Consider the following 19,680-nt stretch of genomic DNA (forward strand, 5'->3'; position numbering starts at 1 on the left):
TAATATTTTAATTTACCTTTGTGCTGAAATCTAATGTATTTAAAATATTGGCATGCTGCCAACAAGATGAAAAGCATGTCGCAAACAAGATTAAATGAATTACAACGAAATTAAAACGACCATCGATATGGGTAATGGCACCCAGATCGAATTGTCTACAGGGAAATTAGCAAAACAGGCTGATGGTGCTGTAGTATTAAAACAAGGTGATACGATGTTGCTTGCAACAGTCGTTTCAGCTAAAGAAGCTAAATCTGGCGTTGATTTTTTACCTCTTTCGGTAGATTATCAAGAAAAATATGCGGCAACAGGACGTATTCCAGGAGGTTTCTTACGTCGTGAAGCTAGACTATCGGATTATGAGGTATTGATCTCGCGTTTGGTAGACCGCGCATTACGTCCTTTGTTCCCTGAAAACTATCACGCAGATACACAAGTGGCAATCAGCTTGATCTCTGCAGATAAAGATATTATGCCTGACGCTTTAGCAGGTTTGGCTGCTTCTGCAGCTATTGCTGTTTCTGATATTCCTTTCAATGGACCAATTTCTGAAGTTCGCGTAGCAAAGATTGATGGTCAACTGGTGATCAATCCAAAATTATCTGAACTTGAAAAAGCAACTTTAGAATTTATTGTTGCTGGTTCTGCACAAGATATCGGTATGGTTGAAGGTGAAGCGAAAGAAATTTCTGAAGCTGAGATGGTAGAAGCGATTGCTTTTGCTCATGAAGCTATCAAAAAACAAGTTGCTGCTCAAGTAGAATTGGCTAACTTAGTTGGTAAAACTGTGAAGCGTGAGTATAACCATGAGCCTGAAAACCTTGAATTGAGAGATGCTATTTTTGCAGCTACTTACGATAAGGTTTACGCTATTGCAAAATCTGCTTCTGCAAAACATGACCGTTCTGAGAACTTCGCAAAAATCGCAGAAGAGTACAGAGCAACAATGCCAGAGGAATTGGATGATGACACGGCATTCTTATTTAAAAAATATTTCCACGATGTTCAGTATGATGCTGTCCGTAACCTAGTTTTGGATGAAGGTATGCGTTTAGATGGACGTGATGTACGTACTGTACGTCCGATCTGGTCTGAAGTGGATTACTTGCCTGCTGCACACGGTTCGGCTGTATTTACGCGTGGTGAAACACAAGCATTGACTTCGGTTACTTTAGGTGCTAAAGACGATGAGCAAATGATCGATGGTGCTTTTATCAACGGTTATAACAAATTTATTCTTCACTACAACTTCCCTGCATTCTCTACAGGTGAGGTAAGACCTAATAGAGGTCCAGGCCGTCGTGAAGTTGGTCACGGTAACTTAGCAATGCGTTCATTGAAACAGGTACTTCCTGCAGACAGTGAGAATCCATATACTATCCGTGTTGTTTCTGATATCCTGGAATCAAATGGTTCTTCTTCTATGGCAACTGTATGTGCTGGTACATTAGCACTTTTGGATGCCGGTGTAAAATTGAAAGCGCCAGTTTCAGGTATTGCCATGGGATTGATTTCTGATGAGAAAACTGGTAAATATGCGATCTTATCGGATATCTTAGGTGATGAAGATCATTTAGGTGATATGGACTTTAAAGTAACTGGTACAGAAAATGGTATCGTTGCTTGTCAAATGGACTTAAAAATCAATGGTTTGAAATGGGAAGTGTTGACGCAAGCTTTGGATCAAGCAAAAGAAGCGCGTTTACACATCTTAGGTGAGATGAAGAAAACAATTTCTGCTCCACGTGAAGACTACAAACCACATGCACCTCGTATCGTTCAACTGTTGATCGATAAAGAATTTATTGGTGCTGTAATCGGACCGGGTGGTAAAATTATCCAAGAGATGCAACGTGAGACCGGTGCTACAATTTCGATCGAAGAAGTTGATAACAAAGGTGTTGTTCAAGTATTCGCAGATAATAAAGCGGCTATCGATGATGCAGTAGGTCGTATTAAAGCAATCGCTTCTAAACCAGAGATTGGTGAAACTTACGAAGGTAAAGTGAAATCAATTATGCCATTCGGTGCTTTCGTTGAAATCATGCCTGGTAAAGATGGTTTATTGCACATCTCTGAAATCGACTGGAAACGTCTTGAAACAATGGACGGTATCTTTAAAGAAGGTGATAAAGTAACGGTTAAATTGTTGGATATCGACAAACAAGGTAAAATGAAGCTTTCTCGTAAAGCGTTATTACCTCGTCCTCCGAAAGAAGACAAACCAAAGCAGGATAAACCTGCTGGCGAAGCTCCTGTAGCTGGCGCTGGCCAAGAATAAGTTTATCTTTTCAAATGATAAGAAAAGCCCGCTTTAAGCGGGCTTTTCTTATGGAAAATAAGGCTTACCTGCATCTTTATCCTATGAAAAGTATACTTCGTTTGTTTCTGTTTAAACCTGGTCAGATTTTGGTGTTTGTCCTCATGCATGTGTCAGTGCATGGTCAGCGGTCTTACGGGGATAAATTCCAGGAGCTGTCTGCCACTGTACAGCATTATGCAGATAAAAATAATATGATCTTGCCCAAGGGGCGTTATGAGTTTTATAAACTGGATCGTGCCATTTTGTGGTCCTATAAACAGGATTTATTTTGGCCTCTTAATAGGTTAATCTTAAAGGATAAAGCTATCAGAGATTCAATGACAGATGAGCTTTACATTAATTTTGATCGGGAATATAACCGCTTTGTGGTGGATGTGTATGAAAGCCCTTATAAATTTAACGAGGCGAGACCATTTGAAGCACTTTCCGTGCAGGGCTCATTCAGAGGTGGGATGTCACCGCTTGTGGAGCGTTTGTCCAAGTTTTTATTGGATCATCAAGGACGCTGGGGCCTCAATCTGTCTTCTTTTACCTTATATATGGATCGTGAGCTTAGTGCTGTGCCCTTAGCATACGATGGCGAGCCAGAAGTAGTGAAATTGCTCAAGCAATTTTTTGAGGAGGCCAAGATTCCCCATAAACCTGGTATTTACTATGGGAATCCAATGTATTGTTCGTATCGATTTGACTGGATGGCTAATAAAAATAAAGAGATTACGCTCGATTGCTCAGTATATAAAGACTATTTTAATATACTGTTTAGTGAAACGAAGTTATATGCGCTGGGCGGGACTTGGAATAGCTTGAATGGACAAATGTCTTTCTTTTATGATCGGAAAAATAGCTGGAAACAGTTTGCTGCCCGACGGGATGTCAAACGAATTTTTGATTTTTTAAATGAGGAGACTGCTGTTAATCTATTCAAGTTGCACTATGCTAGTAAGAGATTTAGCGGCGATTATTGGCTTGATGTCGTTATGATGAAATAGGGGAGTAGTAAGGCTAATATGTAGATCAGAAAACAAATCAGGCTGTCGAATTGACAGCCTGATTTTGTGGTTTTATAACATGATAACACCTTTTATCTTCGCTACTTCTTTGTAGAAGTAGATCACCTGATCGGCGTCTTTTACGTTCAAGTTTACCGTAATTGAAGTATACTTACCTGTTTTGGAATCCTTAAAATCAAACTGAGCACCTGTTTCATCAAATATGCTCTGGATTTGATTGAAGTGGTCCTGATCTTTTGGTAAGATAAATTTATACGTATAGTCCTTTGGAAATGTTTCTAAGTCTTCTAAGCGCTCTTTGAAAGTTTCATAGAAGTCTTTTGGATTATCACCTCCATCGGGGATATCTTGTATATTGATGTTTTTGTAATCTGCCATGTTTTGTTTCTCCTTAAATATGTTATTAAGGTATTAACAAATATTAATCCAGTAATGTTTTACTGACAATTTTTCAGTTAATTATTGTCAATGCTTGAAGGCCAATCGGCTTTGTTTTTACCAAAGTTTTTGTTTGGCGTAGCACTCATCTCGATTTCCATCTGTCCACCTTCTAAAAGCTGTGCGTGTGTAATGAACGATTTAGCATAAGGTTTACCATTCAATTTGATCGATTTAATGTATTGATTTGCTTTACCTTGATTTTTAACATCGATAGCTAAAGTTTTGCCATTTGGTAAATTGATGTTCGCATGTTGCATCATTGGAGAGCCGAAGACATAAACACCACTCATTGCATTCAGTGGATAGAAGCCCATTGCTGAGAACACATACCATGCGCTCATTTGTCCGACGTCATCATTGCCACATAGACCAGCTGGACTGTTTGTGTAAAACTCCGTCATCGCTTTACGTACTAAGGCTGCACCTTTCCAAGGTTGTCCAGCGTAAGCATATAAATAAGGGATATGGTGATTAGGTTCGTTACCTTGCGCATATTGGCCGATTAGTCCTGAAATATCTGGAGAAGCTTCACCACCAAGATCCGATGACATGGTCGTAAAATAATCTAGTTTTTTCAAAAATTTCTCCTCACCACCGAAAAGATTGATCAGACCTTTGACATCTTGAGGTACTAACCAGGTATATTGCCATGCATTTCCTTCGCAATAATCATTCTCGCGGTGTTTGGCCATTAGCGGGTCGAAAGGTCTGCGGAACTCGCCATTGGCTTTTTTACCGACGAAATGACCTACTTCTTTGTCAAAATACTGCTCATATAGTTTGTAGCGTTTTTTGAAATAGGCAGCGTCTTCTGTTTTACCTAGCTTTTCAGCAATTTTATAAGCACCAAAGTCGGCAATCGCATACTCTAATGCCCATGCTACAGACTCATTAGGCATGCTGTCGATAGGAATGTAAGTCAGCTCACGGGCATATTTCAAGCCGTGATCATTGCCCATAGCTGTGGTCTTAACAGCTTCCCAAACCAAATGATAATCTTTCTCGTCAATAATTCCTTTTAAGAAAGCGTCTGCAATCACTGGAATCGCAGGCAGGCCCACCATGGTATTGGTTTCATTGCCTTGTAAGTGCCACATTGGCAATTTACCTTGTTGTTGATAGATAGCCAACATCGTCTTGATAAAATCCTGGTTGATTTTACGGTCCTCCAAGATGGTCATCAAAGGGTGAAGCCCACGGTAGGTGTCCCAAAGCGAAAATACGGTATGGTTGACAAAATCCTGTTTTTCGTATACTTGTTTGTCAGTTCCTAAATAATCGCCATTTGCATCGTTAAAGATGGTAGGAGCGAAGTAGGTATGGTATAATGCGGTATAGAAGATGGTCTTCGTATCTTTGTCGGCTTCAAATTGAATCTTATTTAAGGTTTTGTTCCAACGTTGATCGGCTTCTTGCTTTACTTTTTCAAAATTCCAGCTTGGAATCTCTGCATTGATATTATTCAGGGCATTGGTCGAGCTTACGGGAGAGATACCAACTTTGAGTTCGATGGTTTTGTTTTTAACAGCATCAAAGAATAAAGCTGCTTTGATCGCCTGTCCTTTAAATGTTGTTTGGCCTAATTTTTCTTCTTTACCGTCGAAAAATCTTACTTTTTGTATCGGCTGGGAAGTTCTGATCGCAAAATACAATTTTTGGTCAGTTGCCCATCCTGTTGAAAAGCGGTAACCAACAAAGGTCGAGTCGTTAACCTGTTTGATGTAGGTGTCTGTCGGTTTATCCCAATTGATATGGTAACCTAAGTCCACTAAAATATGTGCATTATCTGTTTTTTCATAGCGATATTGATGATAGCCAACACGTTCGGTAGCCGTCAAATTGGCCTGTACCTGATAGTCATCTAAATAAGCGCTATAGAATCCGGGCTTGGCAACCTCATTTTCCTTTTTGAAGGAAGAACCATAGCCTGTATTCATTTTATTGAATTCCGCTGGCGTTAATTGTAATTTTCCGTTGGCTGGAACAATCATGAGGTCGTTGAGGTCACCGATACCTGTTCCGCTCAGGTGGGTATGGGTAAAACCCAAAATTTCCTGGCTTTTGTAATTGTATCCACTGCACCAATCCCATCCGTTGAACTTGTCCCAAATCTGTGGAATTTGGGTAGGTCCCAATTGTACAGCACCTAAAGGTACATTTGCACCAACAAAGACGTGACCATGATCCGCTGACCCAATAAAGGGGTTGACATATTGCGTAAGATTTTGCTGGGCTTGCGCACAAAATGGCAAAATTATTGTGCCCAACACTGTTTTGAGTAGTTTATTTCCTGTCATAGGTTTTGTTCGGGTATTTGAAAACTGCTTAAAATTAGTAAATAAAACCTTTTAGCGCAATTTTATTATTATTTTAGTAAATTGTCGTTAAATTTTTTACTTTAGTAATCTTCGTAATAAAAAACTTAACAAACCTACTACTACTACATGAAGAAACGTATTCTGATCAGTGATATCGCAAAGGCGTTGGGGATTTCTGTAACTACTGTGTCCTTTATTTTGAATGATAAGGCAAAAGAAAAGCGTATTAGTGAGGCTTTGACTAAGCGGGTTTTGGACTATGTCAAAAAGGTCGGCTATAAGCCCAACGAATTGGCGAAAAGTCTCCGCACAGGGAAGACGAAGATTTTGGGTTTGATTATCGAAGATATTTCCAATCCTTTTTTTGGGAATATAGCACGTCTGATCGAAAGTAAGGTCTATGAGCAGGGCTATCGTATTATTTATTGTAGTACCAACAATGATGTGGAAAAAGCGAAGGAGTTAATCCAGATGTTTTACGATCGGCAGGTAGATGGTTTTATTATTACACCTTCCGATGGTTTGGAAGATACAGTAAAGCAGTTGCAACAGAATAATATTCCGGTTGTGCTCTTCGACCGTTATTTTCCGGATCTTGAAACAGACTATGTTGGTGCGGATAATTTTCAGGGGGCCTTTGATGCCAGTAACCATTTGTGCCAACAGGGCTATAGACGTATCGGATTTGTATCGCTCTATTCGGATCAGACTCAAATGAAGGAGCGTTCAGATGGCTATATGAAGGCTATGGATAATAATAAGCAGCAAAGTTTTATTCAAAAGATTCAGATGGATGCTTCGGATGAGGAAGCAATGGAATCTTTGCGGGAGTTTATCTGTGAAAATAGGCTGGATGCCGTTTTGTTCTCAACGAACTATCTGGCGATTTCGGGTTTGAAGGCTTCCAAAAAATTTAATTTTACGATGCCGGCGGTGATTGCTTTTGACGACCATACGGTTTTTAAGCTGGTCGAACCTTCTATTACGGTTGTTTCGCAGCCGATCAAGGATATTGCTGAGAACCTGATCAATATTTTGTTGCTTCGTCTTCAGGGTAAAATAAAAGCAACACGTAGAATGGTGTTGCCTTGTGAACTGAAAGTTCGTGAGTCGACTAAAGTGAAAGTTACTTCGTAGTATCGGCTACAAATTTCATTGAAATAGAATTAACGCAGTGACGCGTGTTTTTTGTCGTAAAGCCTTCTCCGAGGAATACATGGCCTAAATGCGCGCCACATTTACTACAAAGGATTTCAGTGCGGCGACCATCGGCATCGGTGATCCTTGTAATTGCTCCAGGAATCTCATCATCAAAACTTGGCCAGCCACAGCCAGATTCAAATTTTGACTCCGAACGGTATAGTGGACTGTCACAACGGCGGCAGATATAGGTTCCCTTGACCTTATTGTCTAAAAGTTCGCCGGTAAAAGGCCGTTCAGTTCCCTTATGTATAATAATGTATTCCTCTTCTTTACTTAACGGGTTGTATTCTTTGTTTGTTTCCATGATTGTCTTGTGTTTAGTGTTGAAGCTGGCTTTACTAGGAACTACCCAATAGGAATGCGTTATTCTTTCGATTTAATGAGCTATTCCTTCTATATAAAGACATCATCCAGATTTTTTTATTGTTAGCTTGGGACCTGACCCTGACCAGATTTCCGTTCATCTTGATAAAGTTCTCGATTCGTCTTATAAAGGTACGGAAATTAGGCCGAAAAAAAACTTTTTGTGTCTTCTGCGATCCGCTGTTTTGAGTATTTTAAATTGTCATGGAATTGTCTTATATTTGAGTGGCTATCCAAATGAAAAGTTGTAGCGATGGAACCACTTTAATAGCTTAATGCTGTTTTTATCCTTGTTTAAACGCATTTGTTTAGAATGATTATAAATTGATATTAAAGGTCACAAAATTGTCAGCGATTTGTTAATAAATCATACTTTTGTGGCATTGTTAGGGGGGTAGTGGCTCCTTTAACCATGGGAGTTAATTTTTTACATTCACAAATAAATAGTATAAAGTGCTAAATATGAGAACTATCTCATCCGTTTTGGGAAGCCTTGCGAGGGTGGTGTCAACGAGTTTGATGCTATTATTTGCCGTTACGACGTTGCATGCGCAAGATGTCAAGGAAGGTGAAAAAATCTTCAAATCTAAGTGTACATCCTGTCACGCCATTGACAGAAAAGTGGTTGGTCCTGCTTTAAAGGGGATTCCAGAGACGAAAGACGAAGCTTGGTTAATCAAGTGGATCAAGAACTCTCAGGCTTTAATTGCGTCTGGCGATGCTGATGCAGTTAAAATCTTCGAAGAGAACAACAAGCTTGTGATGACTTCTTTTACTGATTTATCTGACGATCAGATCAAGTCGGTATTAGCGTATATCACAGATGCTTCTAAGGAGAAACCGAAAGAGGCTGCTGCTGGTGGCGCTGGAGCTAAAGATGATAACGCGTCTATGTTCATGATTTTGGGCTTGATCGCAGTTGTTGTTTTGGCTGTAGTAGTTATCGTGGTGTTGAATCGTGTGATCCGTACCTTAGAAAATGTAATTGCTAAAAACCAAGAAGCTATTGCTGCGCAACAAGAGCCAGAAGATAGCCAACGCTTTGTGAAGTTTGCGAAAGCATTCGTTAAAAACAAGAAGTTGGTTGGCTTTACAGTCTTGATGTTGGTTGCATTATTAGCTGTAGGTGGTTGGAAAACAATGTGGAACGTTGGTGTTCACCAAGGCTATCAGCCGGTTCAACCAATTAAGTTCTCGCACCAAATCCACGCAGGTGTTAACAAAATTGAGTGTCAATACTGTCACGGTGGAGCATTTAAATCTAAAAATGCGTCTATTCCATCGGCCAACGTATGTATGAACTGTCACAATACAATCACTGCTTCAGAGCATTATGATGGTGAAATTTCTCCGGAAATTGCTAAAATCTATCGTGCATTGGATTGGAATCCTGATACGCGTACTTACGGTAACAATCCGAAACCAATTCAATGGGTTCGTATCCACAACTTACCTGACTTTGCTTACTTCAACCACTCACAACACGTTGTGGTAGCTGGTGTTGAGTGTCAAACTTGTCACGGTCCGATCCAAAATATGGAAGAAGTATACCAATACTCTCCGTTGACGATGAAATGGTGTGTTGATTGTCACAAAAAGACAGATATCAAATCGGATAACAAATACTATGAAGATTTGATTAAAGCACACGAAAGAATTAAGAAAGGTGAGAAAATGACTGCAGCCATGATCGGTGGTCTTGAGTGTGGTAAGTGTCACTATTAATAATTATTTGAAATACGCAATCTTATATACAGCTTAAATGGATAGCAATAAAAAATATTGGAAAGGTTTGGAAGAGTTAAATCAAACTCCTGCTTTCGTTGAAGGAAGCAAGGGTGAGTTTGCCGAATCTATTCCTGTAGAAGATGTATTAAACGAAGCTGGCTTGAGTACTAAAACTCCTCGCCGTGACTTCTTGAAAGCATTAGGATTTGGTTTGGGTGCTGTTTCTTTAGCGGCTTGTAACCGTACTCCTGTGCATAAGGCAGTTCCTTATTTGATTAAACCTGAAGAGGTAACTCCAGGTATCCCTAACTATTATGCTTCGACGTTCAACGGTCAAAGTATCTTGGTTAAAACTCGTGAAGGTCGTCCGATTAATGTTGAGCCTAACCCGAATGCAATTGGTTTGAACCAAGGTTTGGATTCAACGACTGCTGCTTCTGTATTGGATTTATATGATGAGTCCAAATTGAAACAGGCGCAATTGAAAGGTCAAGATGTTGAGTGGTCTAAATTGGATGGGGAAGTTGTTAAAGCTTTGAATGCAGCAGCATCTTCTGGTAAACAAATTACGATCGTTTCTAACACCGTAAACAGCCCTTCAACGTTGGCGGCTATCGCTGCTTTCGCAACGAAATTCCCAACAGTTAACCATGTACAATACGATGCTGTTTCTTACAGCGGTATTATCGAGGCGAATAAAGCTTCATTTGGTAAAGCTGTTGTCCCTTCATACAATTTTGAAAAGGCAAATGTGATTGTTTCCGTTGCAGCTGATTTCTTAGGAACTTGGTTAGCAGGTGAGGAGCATACACAACAATACGCTAAAAACCGTGATTATAAATCGTTGAAAAACGGCAAAATGTCACGTCACGTGCAATTTGAGTCTGGTCTTTCCATGACGGGTACAAATGCGGATGCACGTATCGCAATCAAACCTTCGGAAGAAGGTGCTACATTGGTTGCTTTATATAATGCAATCACTGGTCAGTCTTTGGCTGGTGCTACTGCAAACAAAAAAGCACAAAAAGGTGTCGCTCTAGCGGCGAAAGAATTGGTGAACAGCAAAGGCGCAGCAGTTGTTGTTGCTGGTTCTAACGATGTCAATGTACAGGTATTAGTTAATGCAATCAACGTTGCATTAGGTGCTTACGGTACAATCATCGATTTGGATAACTATTCTAAACAATACCAAGGTTCGGATTCTTCGTTCCAAGCTTTCTTAGCAGCAGCGAAATCAGGTCAAGTTGGTGTTGCGTTCTTCTTGAATAGCAACCCGGTGTATGACTACTTCAAAGCAGATGATGTAAAAGCAGCGTTGAAACAAGTTCCTTTCACCTTATCATTTTCGCAACGTGCGGATGAAACAGCTTCTGAATTGACAGCGATTGCTCCAGCAAGTACGTTCTTGGAATCTTGGGGTGATGCGAATCCAAAAGAAGGTTTGTTCTCTATCGTTCAACCAACAATCAATCCTGTTTTCAAAACACGTCAAGTTGAACAAAGCTTGTTGACTTGGGCAGGAAATGATACTGATATGTACAACTTCGTTAAGAACTTGTGGTCTACACAAATCTTAGCGGGTTCTACGAAAAACTGGGATGCTATATTGCAAACTGGTTTTGAATATAAAGGTGCTAAAGCTGCAACAGCTCCTACATTTACAGGAAATGCTGCAGCAGCGGCTTCGGCAATTGAAGCATCAAGCAAAGCAATTACCGGTGAGTTTGAGTTGAAACTTTACGAGCCTTCTGCACTTCGCGATGGTCGTTATGGAAACAATGCTTACTTGCAGGAATTGCCTGACCCGGTTTCTAAAGTAACTTGGGATAACTATGCTGCTCTTAACCCGAAAGATGCTGAGAAATTAGGTTTGGGTGAAGATGGTAAAGTAACTGTAAAAGCAAATGGTGTTGAATTGGAATTGCCAGTTGTACAACAACCAGGTCAAGCACAAGGAACAGTTTCAGTTGCTGTAGGTTACGGCCGTACAAAAGTTGGTAAAGCAGGTAATGAAGTTGGTAAAAACGCATTCCCTTTTGCTTCTATCATCAATGGTACAGTACAAGGTGTTGCTAAAGCAACTGTAGCGAAAGCGTCTGGTACTTACCAATTGGCACAAACACAAACACACCACACGATCGAGGGTCGTAACGTTATTCGTGAAACGACATTTGCGAATTATTTGAAAGATCCTAACTCTGAGGCAGGACGTTTTTCAGATAATCACAAAACATACGATTTGTGGAACAAATATGAGCAACCTGGTCACAAATGGGTGATGGCGATCGACTTGAACGCATGTACAGGTTGTGGTGCTTGTATCGTTGCTTGTAACGTTGAAAATAATATTCCTGTTGTAGGTCGTGATGAGGTTCGCCGTCGTCGTGAAATGCACTGGTTACGTATTGACCGTTACTATACGATCGAAGGAAAAGATCAAGATCTTACAAAAGAGAAAGAAATTGCAAGAGCTTCGGCTGATTTAGATTTCGAAGATATCACTGTTGTTCACCAACCGATGTTGTGTCAACACTGTGGTCACGCACCTTGTGAAACGGTTTGTCCAGTATTGGCAACAGTACACTCTTCAGAAGGTTTGAACCATATGGCATATAACCGTTGTTTTGGTACACGTTACTGTGCGAACAACTGTCCTTTCAAAGTTCGTCGTTTCAACTGGTTTGCATACTGGAATGATTCACGTTTTGACAACTACTTGAACAATGAGTTCACACAATTGGTATTGAATCCAGATGTTGTTACTCGTTCACGTGGGGTAATGGAGAAATGTTCAATGTGTATCCAACGTATTCAAGCAGGTAAATTGCAAGCTAAGATTCAAAATCGCAAAGTTAAAGATGGCGATATCCAAATGGCTTGTCAACAAGCATGTTCTGCAAATGCAATCATCTTTGGAGATGCAAATGATCCAGAATCAGAAGTATCTAAAGCATTACGCAACGAGCGTGTTTATTACGTACTTGAGGAAATCAATGTTCAACCGGGTATCGGTTATATGACAAAAGTTAGAAACACTTTTGAGGCGTAATCTTGTACAATATTTGAAATAAAAATACTATGTCATCGCATAACGAATCAATATTAAGAGAACCATTAATGACCGGTAAGGACATTACGTATGCAAAAATTACGGATGATATCTTACTACCGGTTGAAAATAAACCGAATAAAGCATGGTGGATTGGTTTTACCGTTGCTGTATTAGGTGCTTTATTATGGGTAGTTAGCGTTAGTTATACCTTTTGGACAGGTATCGGCGCTTGGGGTCTGAATAAAACTGTAGGCTGGGCTTGGGATATCACCGACTTCGTATGGTGGGTAGGTATCGGTCACGCGGGTACGTTGATTTCAGCTGTATTATTAATCTTCCGCCAGAACTGGCGTAATTCAATCAACCGTTCTGCAGAGGCGATGACGATCTTTGCGGTAATCTGTGCGGCTACATACGTTGTAGCTCACATGGGTCGTCCTTGGTTGGCTTATTGGATTTTCCCACTTCCAAATCAATTTGGATCACTTTGGGTAAACTTCAACTCTCCTTTGGTATGGGATGCGTTTGCGATCTCAACTTACTTTACAGTATCCTTGGTATTCTGGTACTGTGGTTTGTTGCCGGATATCGCGACAATTCGTGACCGTGCTACTGGATTAAAACAAAAAATCTATTCTGTATTATCATTCGGATGGAATGGTTCAGTTAAGACTTGGCAACGTTTTGAAATCGTGTCATTGATCTTGGCAGGTATTTCTACTCCGCTGGTACTTTCTGTACACACGATCGTATCCATGGACTTTGCAACTTCGGTTATTCCTGGATGGCATACGACGATCTTCCCTCCATATTTCGTGGCGGGTGCGATCTTCTCTGGTTTCGCGATGGTACAGACTTTATTGTTGATCTTACGTAAAGTAATGAACTTTGAGAACTACATCACGATGTTCCACATTGAGTCGATGAATATCATTATCATGACGACAGGTTCTATCGTGGGTGTAGCTTATTTGACTGAGTTGTTTATCGCAATGTACTCTCGTTCAGAATACGAAATGTATGCTTTCGAGAACCGTATGTTGGGTCCGTACGCTTGGGCTTACTGGTCAATGATGACTTGTAACGTAATTTCTCCACAGTTATTCTGGTTCAAAAAAATCCGTACAAGTATTCCAATCTCATGGATCTTATCGATTGTTGTAAACATCGGTATGTGGTTTGAGCGTTTTGTAATTATCGTGACTTCATTGCACCGTGATTACTTGCCTTCATCTTGGGCAATGTTCTACCCAACTTGGACAGACGTAGGTATCTTTGTAGGTTCAATTGGATTATTCTTTACGTTATTCTTATTGTTCTTACGTTTCTTACCGGGTATCGCTATCGCCGAAGTGAAATTGTTGTTGAAATCATCTTCATTACAACATAAAACTAAATTGGCTCAAGAAGGCGCATTCCCTGAGGAACAAGTTAAGTACTTCCAAGAGTCATTAGAGAAATATGATTCAGTGACAGAAGAAGAGATTAAAGAATTATCAGTTAGAAAATAATCAGCAATGAGCAATACAAAATATATAATAGGTAGTTTTGCGGATCCCGATGAAATGATGCATGGGATCGACAAATTGCAAGCAAATAATATAAGTATTTACGACTGCTTTACTCCGATGCCTATTCACGGCATCGAAGCGAAGTTAGGTGTGAAACCTTCTCGCTTGCCTATCGCAGCATTTTGCTTTGGAGCATTAGGAACGACATTGGGTTTTAGTTTGTTGTATTATACAATGGCATACGATTGGCCGATGAATATCGGTGGTAAACCATCATTTGGTATGCCAAACTTTGTTCCGGTTACATTTGAGGTTACTATCTTATTGTGTGCCTTGGGTATGGTTGCTACGTTTTTCTTCCGTAACCACTTATTTCCAGGACGTGCACCTCGTGTAATGGACTTGAGAGCAACAGATGATCGTTTCATCCTTGCAGTAGATGCCAATGAAAATACAGATCACGCTTTGATCGATAGCTTATTGAAAGAAGCTGGCGCTGTTGAAGTTAAGTACAATGATAGAAAATATGTTAGCTATGAATAAGAAGAATTTACTTGGAACGCTATGCGCAGCTGTGGCATTGACAGCACTTGTTTCTTCTTGTGGTGACAAAACAACTCGTAGTACAGGTTTAGAGTTTTCTCGTAACATGTACGATCCGCTTGCTTTCAATCCGGATCAACCTAATGCGAATTTTGCTGATGGAAAAACAGCACAGGCACCTCCTAAAGGTACAGATCCAATTGGTTTCACTCGTTTTGAGTACGCCAATACATTAGAGGATTATGAACGCGCAGGAAGAGAAGCAAAAAGTCCTTTGGTCGTAAATGCCGAGAATCTTGAAAAAGGTAAAGCTTTGTTCACAACTTATTGCTCTATATGCCATGGAGTAGAAGGTAAAGGTGATGGTCCTATCACGAAAGATCGTAGCGTGACTGATTCAAGAGGCACTCGTCAATTAGAGAACTTTCCTCCGCCACCATCTTATCATAGAACAGATGCGGCGAGCTCTTCAAGAGGTGGTTTGATGGCTGACTTGACTGATGGTAAAATTTACCATACAATTTATTACGGACACAACTCCATGGGATCACATGCATCTCAATTGTCTCCAGAGGAGAGATGGAAAGTTGTTATGTATGTTCACGAATTACAAAAGAAATAATCTAACATCAGATATATAAATGGGAACTCACAGTCATCATCACGATTATAATTTCAACGAGCGATACGAGTTTGCTGGCAAAGCTAAAATGTTCAGTATTGTCGCTGTTGTACTAGGCGTAGCTGCTGTAGCTTTCGGGTTGCTTTCGGGCGATCACGTTACTGTAGAGCGTACTTATGCCAACTTGTTATTGATGGGTTATTACTTTACATGTGTATGCGCAGCTGGAACATTCTTTGTTGCCTTGCAATATGTAACACAATCTGCATGGTCTGCAGGTTTGGTACGTATACCTCAGGCTATGGCGGGTGTTTTACCAATTGCTTCATTGATTTTATTGGTTATTGTAGGTTTAGGTTTAACCACACATAACTTATATCATCACTGGAATGCAGACGGTATCACTGATCCGCATAGTACAAATTTTGACCCTATTATCGCAGGTAAATCTGCTTATTTAAATGTTCCATTCTTCTTGATCCGTCAGGTCGTATTTATGGGTACATATAGCATTTTTGCCGTTATTTTTGCGAAACTTTCTTATAAAGAAGATTTGGAAGGCGGATTGACTTCTTATAAAAAGTCATTCAAATTGTCGGCGATCTTCTTAGTTATCTTCGGTTTTACTACACCTATCTGGTCTTTCGATACAATAATGTCTTTAGAGGCACACTGGTTTTCGACAATGTTCGGTTGGTATAACTTTGCAGCAATGTGGGTAAGCGGTATTTCATGTATCACGATCATCGTTGTTGTATTGAAGAAAGCTGGTTATATGAACTGGGTAAACGAAAATCATTTACACGATTTGGGTAAATTGATGTTCGGTTTCTCCATCTTTTGGACTTACGTTTGGTTTGCACAATTCATGTTGATTTGGTATTCAAACATCCCAGAGGAAACAGTTTATTTCTACAAACGTTGGGAACCTGAATACAAACCTTGGTTTTGGTTGAGTATTATCATTAACTTTGTGGCACCATTGTTACTATTAGTGGATCGCGATGCTAAACGTAAACAAAACGTGATGTTGTTCGTAGCGATTCTATTATTGGCTGGTCACTGGCTAGATTATTATATCATGATCATGCCTGGTACTGTTGCTGAACATAGAGGATTTGGTATCATTGAAATCGGAACTGCACTTGGTTTCTTAGGTTTGTTCATCTTTTTAGTGATGAGTAAATTGAGCAAACAAGCATTGGTGCCTAAAAATCATCCTTTCTTGGATGAGAGTTTGCATCACCAGATATAGTTTCACTTTTAAAGGAAGGTTACGTAAAAACGTTATAAAAGAAATGAGCTTTAAATTAAATAATAGATTCAAATCCATCTCGGGTTTTGTGCTTGCACTAGGATTGCTTTTTGCGACTCCTATCCTTGCAAGTCAACAAGATACAGTAGCATCTGATTCTGCTAAAGCGGCGACTACAGCAGTAGCTGCCCCTGCAGCAACGGATTCGGTTGCAAAAGATACAACAGCGGCAGCAGGTACTGCTGCTGTTGCATCTGCTAGTTCTTCTACTGAAGCTAGTGCTGCTGCTCCTGCTGTTGAAGAAGTGAAGCAAATAGACCCTCAGGTTTATAAAAACTTCACATATTATGTCTTGTTATTCTTGGTTATATGTACAGTTGTTGCCGTTATTGGTAAAGTACTTTCGATCTATGAATTGACAAGAAAGATGAACGGTAAATACAATCCGTTTGCGAATAACACGTTTCAATCTGCATTGTTATTCATTTTCTTGGTTGTATTCCTTTACGGTGTATATTGGTCATATGTACACTGGGGAGCCGCTTATTGGAGATCGGCAGTAACTGAGCACGGTGAGCGTATTGATACAATGTTTATCATTACCACAGCAATTACAACATTTGTATTGGTTATCACACACATCTTGTTGATGACATTTACATTCTTGTACCGCATGCGTGCAAAACGCCAAGCTTATTATTACCCACATAATAATGCGATCGAGAAATTGTGGACAATCGTTCCTGCTGTTGTTTTGACAGTATTGGTATTGTTCGGTTTCTTTACATGGAGATCAATCACAAATATTCCTGAGGATCTTCAAAAATCAGCATTACAAATTGAAGTATTGGGCGAGCAGTTCCAATGGAATGTACGTTATGCTGGTTCGGACGGTATTATTGGTAAACGTAATTATAAAATGACTACGCCAACGAACCCGTACGGTATTGACTTTAATGATAAAAATTCTTGGGATGATATTCAAGGATCTGAAATCTGGTTGCCTGTAAATAAACCTGTACGTTTCCATATCGTTTCGAAAGATATTATTCACTCTTTCTTTATTCCAGATTTCCGTGTTCAAATCAATGCGGTACCGGGGATGACCAACTATTTCCAATTCACACCTACTGTAACAACAGAAGAGATGCGTGATCGTTTGGGTGATTATAATTATGACTTTGTGATGTTGTGTAACAAGATCTGTGGATCTGGTCACTACAATATGCAAAAGAAAGTGGTTGTCGTAACTGAGGAAAAATATAAAGAATGGTTAGCTAAACAAAACAAGTATTTTACTGAGGATTTGCAAAAAGAGTTCAGCGGTAAAACAGCTAACGTGAAAAAGGATAGCGTACAAGTTACAGCATCTTTGAACTAATTAAGAATTTTTGAATATAAAATCGAATATGTCAAGTACAGTAATATCGCATAGCGCTGAACATCACGATTCGCACGGCCATCATCACGAAGAGTCGTTCATCAGAAAGTATATCTTCTCGGGTGACCACAAGATGATTGCTAAGCAATTCTTGATCACTGGTATCATCATGGCAGTTTTTGCGATGCTTTTATCAGTATTATTCCGTATCCAATTAGCATGGCCGGATAAAGAGTTCCCTATATTAGAAGTATTCTTGGGTAAATGGGCTGAAGGTGGTCGTATAAAACCGGAGTTTTTCCTTTCCCTGGTAACCATTCACGGTACCGTTATGGTATTCTTCGTGTTAACGGCTGGTCTATCAGGTACTTTTAGTAACTTATTGATTCCATATCAAATCGGAGCACGCGATATGGCATCTCCTTTTATGAACATGTTGTCTTACTGGTTGTTCTTTGTAGCATCAGTGATTATGGTTGCATCGTTCTTTGTAGAAAGTGGACCTGCTTCTGCTGGTTGGACGATCTACCCGCCATTATCGGCTGTACCTACAGCAATCGCAGGATCTGCAACAGGTATGACGTTGTGGTTGGTGAGTATGGTTCTATTTGTAGCTTCACAGTTGATCGGTGGTATTAACTATGTAAGTACAATTTTGAACATGCGTACAAAAGGAATGGACTTATGGAAAATGCCTTTGACAATCTGGGCGTTCTTCTTAACTGCTATCGTGGGTATGTTGTCATTCCCAGTATTGGTTTCGGCGGTTGTTCTTTTGATTTTTGACCGTGCTGCTGGTACGTCATTCTATTTGTCGGATCTTGTTGTTCAAGGACAAATTTTACCAAACGAAGGTGGTTCACCAATTTTGTTCCAACACTTGTTCTGGTTCTTAGGTCACCCTGAGGTATATATCGTTGTTATGCCTGCTTTAGGTTTAACTTCTGAGGTTATTGCAACCAACTCACGTAAACCAATCTTTGGTTACCATGCGATGGTTTATTCGTTGATCGGTATCACTGTATTATCGTTTATCGTATGGGGTCACCACATGTTTGTAACAGGTATGAACCCGTTCTTGGGTGGTGTATTTATGATTACAACATTGATTATCGCGGTTCCTTCTGCTGTAAAAGCGTTTAACTATCTTGCAACGTTGTGGAAAGGTAATATCCGTTTCACTCCAGCGATGATGTTTGCTATCGGTTTGGTATCATTCTTTATCTCTGGTGGTTTGACCGGATTATTCTTAGGTAATGCGGCTTTAGATATCAACTTACACGATACCTATTTTGTTGTTGCCCACTTCCACTTGGTAATGGGATCGGCGTCAATCTTCGGTATGCTTTGTGGTGTTTACCACTGGTATCCTAAGATGTTCGGTCGTATGATGAACACAAAATTGGGTTATTTACACTTTTGGTTGACTTTCGTTGGTGCTTACATGGTATTCTTCCCAATGCACTTTATGGGTATCGATGGTGTGCCTCGCCGTTACTATGCATTTACTGAGTTTGCTTTCATGGCGAAATGGGTTTCTGTAAACAAATTGGTAACTTGGGCTGCAATCATCGCCGCTTTAGGTCAGATAGCTTTCTTGTGGAACTTCTTTACATCGATTTTCTTCGGTAAAAAAGCACCACAAAACCCTTGGCAGTCAAACACGTTGGAATGGACTACTCCGGTAGAGCATATCCATGGTAACTGGCCAGGAGAGATTCCAACTGTACACCGTTGGCCTTACGATTACAGTAAGCCAGGTCATGGTGAGGATTTTATTCCTCAAAGTGTTCCTTTCTCTGAAACAATGAGCTCTAATCTGCCTCATGATTTCGAAGGAGACGAGGAAGCTGAGCGTATCCAGGCAGAATGGAATGCTCAAAATGGTAGAAAAGACTAATAAAATCTTATAAAATAGAGTAGGGATTCC

The 19,680-nt window shown here is 40.0% G+C and carries 14 protein-coding genes; 11 read left to right on the forward strand and 3 right to left on the reverse strand.

The window, feature by feature from the left end; translation table 11 throughout:
* Positions 1–94: 94 nt before the first annotated feature.
* Both pnp and M2419_RS18825 read left to right on the forward strand, forming a co-directional pair.
* The gene (pnp, locus tag M2419_RS18820; RefSeq protein ID WP_153846067.1) at positions 95–2,281 is read left to right on the forward strand and encodes a polyribonucleotide nucleotidyltransferase; all 2,187 of its coding nucleotides are present in this window, start codon (positions 95–97) and stop codon (positions 2,279–2,281) included.
* Positions 2,282–2,331: 50 nt separating this feature from the next.
* A complete protein-coding gene (locus M2419_RS18825) occupies positions 2,332–3,312 on the forward strand; it encodes a hypothetical protein (protein WP_259255517.1) in 981 nt (326 codons plus the stop codon).
* A gap of 72 nt (positions 3,313–3,384) precedes the next feature.
* Here the strand turns inward: M2419_RS18825 and M2419_RS18830 are convergent, their stop codons facing one another.
* Together M2419_RS18830 and M2419_RS18835 are read right to left on the reverse strand one after the other, a co-directional pair.
* Complete coding sequence (locus M2419_RS18830; RefSeq protein WP_153846065.1) at positions 3,385–3,711, reverse strand: DUF493 domain-containing protein; 327 nt, start codon at positions 3,709–3,711, stop codon at positions 3,385–3,387.
* Positions 3,712–3,788: 77 nt separating this feature from the next.
* Positions 3,789–6,071 (reverse strand): GH92 family glycosyl hydrolase, encoded by a 2,283-nt coding sequence (locus M2419_RS18835; protein ID WP_259255518.1) that lies wholly within the window; start codon positions 6,069–6,071, stop codon positions 3,789–3,791.
* 147 nt (positions 6,072–6,218) lie between these two features.
* Between M2419_RS18835 and M2419_RS18840 the strand changes: the two genes are divergently transcribed.
* Positions 6,219–7,229 (forward strand): LacI family DNA-binding transcriptional regulator, encoded by a 1,011-nt coding sequence (locus tag M2419_RS18840; protein WP_153846063.1) that lies wholly within the window; start codon positions 6,219–6,221, stop codon positions 7,227–7,229.
* Here the strand turns inward: M2419_RS18840 and M2419_RS18845 are convergent.
* A complete protein-coding gene (locus tag M2419_RS18845) occupies positions 7,219–7,662 on the reverse strand; it encodes a methionine-R-sulfoxide reductase (protein ID WP_259255538.1) in 444 nt (147 codons plus the stop codon). The genes M2419_RS18840 and M2419_RS18845 overlap by 11 nt on opposite strands.
* A gap of 458 nt (positions 7,663–8,120) precedes the next feature.
* Here M2419_RS18845 and M2419_RS18850 point away from each other — a divergent pair, with 458 nt between their 5' ends.
* The 8 genes from M2419_RS18850 to M2419_RS18885 are packed head-to-tail and all read left to right on the forward strand — an operon-like array spanning position 8,121 to position 19,650.
* A complete protein-coding gene (locus tag M2419_RS18850) occupies positions 8,121–9,383 on the forward strand; it encodes a cytochrome c3 family protein (protein ID WP_070563536.1) in 1,263 nt (420 codons plus the stop codon).
* 37 nt (positions 9,384–9,420) lie between these two features.
* A complete protein-coding gene (locus tag M2419_RS18855; RefSeq protein WP_259255519.1) occupies positions 9,421–12,435 on the forward strand; it encodes a TAT-variant-translocated molybdopterin oxidoreductase in 3,015 nt (1,004 codons plus the stop codon).
* 29 nt (positions 12,436–12,464) lie between these two features.
* A complete protein-coding gene (nrfD, locus tag M2419_RS18860; protein ID WP_046674137.1) occupies positions 12,465–13,949 on the forward strand; it encodes an NrfD/PsrC family molybdoenzyme membrane anchor subunit in 1,485 nt (494 codons plus the stop codon).
* A gap of 6 nt (positions 13,950–13,955) precedes the next feature.
* Positions 13,956–14,492: a DUF3341 domain-containing protein gene (locus tag M2419_RS18865; RefSeq protein ID WP_153846060.1), complete on the forward strand. Its 537-nt coding sequence runs from the start codon at positions 13,956–13,958 to the stop codon at positions 14,490–14,492.
* Positions 14,476–15,114, forward strand: coding sequence for a c-type cytochrome (locus M2419_RS18870; RefSeq protein WP_376778456.1), 639 nt, complete (start codon positions 14,476–14,478; stop codon positions 15,112–15,114). Before M2419_RS18865 ends, M2419_RS18870 begins: the two co-directional genes overlap by 17 nt.
* A gap of 19 nt (positions 15,115–15,133) precedes the next feature.
* On the forward strand, positions 15,134–16,369 hold the full coding sequence (locus M2419_RS18875; RefSeq protein ID WP_153846059.1) for a quinol:cytochrome C oxidoreductase: 1,236 nt from the start codon (positions 15,134–15,136) through the stop codon (positions 16,367–16,369).
* A gap of 43 nt (positions 16,370–16,412) precedes the next feature.
* Positions 16,413–17,750: a cytochrome c oxidase subunit II gene (locus M2419_RS18880; protein ID WP_153846058.1), complete on the forward strand. Its 1,338-nt coding sequence runs from the start codon at positions 16,413–16,415 to the stop codon at positions 17,748–17,750.
* A gap of 28 nt (positions 17,751–17,778) precedes the next feature.
* Positions 17,779–19,650, forward strand: coding sequence for a cbb3-type cytochrome c oxidase subunit I (locus M2419_RS18885; RefSeq protein ID WP_182330148.1), 1,872 nt, complete (start codon positions 17,779–17,781; stop codon positions 19,648–19,650).
* Positions 19,651–19,680 lie beyond the last annotated feature (30 nt).

The sequence above is a fragment of the Sphingobacterium sp. BIGb0116 genome, assembly GCF_024808035.1.
In the GTDB taxonomy this organism is placed as follows: domain Bacteria; phylum Bacteroidota; class Bacteroidia; order Sphingobacteriales; family Sphingobacteriaceae; genus Sphingobacterium; species Sphingobacterium paramultivorum.

What these genes read in the sequence shown, in the direction of transcription:
- pnp (WP_153846067.1), top strand. Translation starts at nt 95, where the DNA reads ATGAATTACAACGAAATTAAAACGACCATCGATATGGGTAATGGCACC.
- M2419_RS18825 (WP_259255517.1), top strand. Translation starts at nt 2,332, where the DNA reads ATGGAAAATAAGGCTTACCTGCATCTTTATCCTATGAAAAGTATACTT.
- M2419_RS18830 (WP_153846065.1), bottom strand. Translation starts at nt 3,711, where the DNA reads ATGGCAGATTACAAAAACATCAATATACAAGATATCCCCGATGGAGGT.
- M2419_RS18835 (WP_259255518.1), bottom strand. Translation starts at nt 6,071, where the DNA reads ATGACAGGAAATAAACTACTCAAAACAGTGTTGGGCACAATAATTTTG.
- M2419_RS18840 (WP_153846063.1), top strand. Translation starts at nt 6,219, where the DNA reads ATGAAGAAACGTATTCTGATCAGTGATATCGCAAAGGCGTTGGGGATT.
- M2419_RS18850 (WP_070563536.1), top strand. Translation starts at nt 8,121, where the DNA reads ATGAGAACTATCTCATCCGTTTTGGGAAGCCTTGCGAGGGTGGTGTCA.
- M2419_RS18855 (WP_259255519.1), top strand. Translation starts at nt 9,421, where the DNA reads ATGGATAGCAATAAAAAATATTGGAAAGGTTTGGAAGAGTTAAATCAA.
- nrfD (WP_046674137.1), top strand. Translation starts at nt 12,465, where the DNA reads ATGTCATCGCATAACGAATCAATATTAAGAGAACCATTAATGACCGGT.
- M2419_RS18865 (WP_153846060.1), top strand. Translation starts at nt 13,956, where the DNA reads ATGAGCAATACAAAATATATAATAGGTAGTTTTGCGGATCCCGATGAA.
- M2419_RS18870 (WP_376778456.1), top strand. Translation starts at nt 14,476, where the DNA reads ATGTTAGCTATGAATAAGAAGAATTTACTTGGAACGCTATGCGCAGCT.
- M2419_RS18875 (WP_153846059.1), top strand. Translation starts at nt 15,134, where the DNA reads ATGGGAACTCACAGTCATCATCACGATTATAATTTCAACGAGCGATAC.
- M2419_RS18880 (WP_153846058.1), top strand. Translation starts at nt 16,413, where the DNA reads ATGAGCTTTAAATTAAATAATAGATTCAAATCCATCTCGGGTTTTGTG.
- M2419_RS18885 (WP_182330148.1), top strand. Translation starts at nt 17,779, where the DNA reads ATGTCAAGTACAGTAATATCGCATAGCGCTGAACATCACGATTCGCAC.